Annotated in this window: 2 protein-coding genes; both read left to right on the top strand. The window is 41.8% G+C overall.

The genetic code is table 11. The features are described from left to right. The first annotated feature begins 107 nt into the window (after positions 1 to 107). Positions 108 to 986: an OmpA family protein gene (locus A3761_RS24305; RefSeq protein ID WP_231875515.1), complete on the top strand. Its 879-nt coding sequence runs from the start codon at positions 108 to 110 to the stop codon at positions 984 to 986. 175 nt (positions 987 to 1,161) lie between these two features. Then, on the top strand, positions 1,162 to 1,503 hold a 342-nt coding region (locus A3761_RS24310; protein WP_197473237.1), incomplete at its 3' end, for an argininosuccinate synthase domain-containing protein.

Below are 1,503 nucleotides of genomic sequence, written 5' to 3' on the forward strand. Positions count from 1 at the left end.
GTTTTGTTTTCAGTTTTTATGTGACTTGGAAAATACCTTATTAGGGGCTTGCTACAAAAAGAGCTGATCCGATTTATTATGGTAAGAGAATTTGTGAGGTGTCCGATTTGAAGCGCGGTAGTACTTTTGTAAGAGGCTTAATGTTAGGAGTCGTGATAGCTTGCTTATCAAGCCTTGCCCATGCCAAAACCTATAGCGCAGAGCTGGATCAGAGTCAGTGGTACCTGTCTTCCTCTATATTCGAATGCAGTCTGGTTCATGATATTCCTTATTATGGTAAGGGTGTCTTCTATCATGAAGCAGGAGAGAACCTGCGCTTCTATACGATGACTAATAATAACCCTATGAAACCGGGTAAAGCGGCGTTAGTGGTTGAGGCTTCATCTTGGAAGCCGGGCAAGGTAATTCAGGATCTGGGTTATGTCGACGTTGTAGATAGTGATCAGCCTTTAAGTGTGCCTAGAGCTAAAGCGACTAATATGATGCAGGGCCTATTAGAAGGCATGACGCCAACTTTTACCCGGAAAGCTTGGTACAGCGATGATTCAATCAGGGTTAGAATTAATAGTGTTAATTTCAAGTCAATCTATAATGGCTATCTTGATTGTATAGCAGGTTTGTTGCCGGTTAATTTTAGGCAGGTCGAGAAAACGCGTGTGCATTTTGAATCTGATAAGTCAGATCTAACCGAGCGTGATATAAAGTCACTGGATTTGGTGGTTCTCTATGTCTTAAATGACTCGAGTGTGACAGCTATTTATGTTGATGGTCACACAGACAGTACTGGCCGTAGAATTTATAACCGGCGCTTATCTAAAGCACGCGCGCAAGCCGTTAGGGATTACTTAATCAATAATGGTCTGGAAGCCGATATTATCCGTACACGTTACCATGGTGAGCGTTATCCGGTGGCTAAAAATAACACCAAAAAGAATAAGAAACTGAATAGACGTAGCACCGTTCGGCTGGTTCGCGATCTAGATTAAGCGTAATACAGTAAATATCTCGGCAATATTTGTATTTGTGGCCCAACAGCAAGTAGAATAGCCGCCTTTTCGTAATGAATATTATTAAGCGGAACAGGATTTCACTCGTTTAGCTGTTTGTGGCTGAAGAGTGACAGCTTGTTTTGTCTGCATCTTCGATAGTTGGAGCCTTTCTATGTCAGAAATTAACAAAGTTGTCTTGGCTTATTCTGGTGGTCTAGACACCTCTGTAATCGTTAAATGGTTACAGGAAACATACAACTGTGAAGTTGTTACCTACACAGCTGACCTTGGTCAAGGTGAAGAAGTTGAACCTGCACGTTCCAAAGCAGAAGCATTGGGTGTTAAAGAAATCTATATTGAAGACGTGCGCGAAGAATTTGTTCGTGACTATGTTTTCCCGATGTTCAGAGCAAATACTATTTATGAAGGCGAGTACCTGTTAGGTACGTCTATTGCTCGTCCTTTAATTGCCAAGCGAATGGTCGAAATTGCTAATGAAACAGGTGCTTGTGCT

Source organism: Oleiphilus sp. HI0123, assembly GCF_001635315.1.